This is a genomic window from Chryseobacterium sp. SIMBA_028 (genome assembly GCF_046535285.1).
Classification (GTDB): domain Bacteria; phylum Bacteroidota; class Bacteroidia; order Flavobacteriales; family Weeksellaceae; genus Chryseobacterium.
Genome location: NZ_JAWRWZ010000594.1, coordinates 1 through 252, shown reverse-complemented (window position 1 = coordinate 252; position 252 = coordinate 1). Strand labels below are relative to the sequence as shown.

Below are 252 nucleotides of genomic sequence, written 5' to 3'. Positions count from 1 at the left end.
CCGACGCGGCTGAAATCGTCGACCGCGCAGAGGTAATCCAGTTCGTTGAGCGGCCTCAGATCAGGCTGCGTTCTACGCAGCCTGGCATGCGCGCGATCAATCACGCGCCTGCCCCACGCGTCCGGCTCCGTATCCGCCAGCGCGAAATGAAAGACCGAGTCGACAGGGCGAGGTGCGCGCCGCGTCTGGTAGCCTGGCTGCAACGGCAGATCCGGCGACACTTCGAAGCGATCGGGATGCGTCAACCACGCG

The 252-nt window shown here is 65.5% G+C and carries 1 pseudogene; it reads right to left on the bottom strand.

From position 1 onward, the window contains the following. Positions 1-252 (bottom strand): annotated as a pseudogene (locus SCA31_RS24615) (type II toxin-antitoxin system HipA family toxin); the annotation flags it as partial.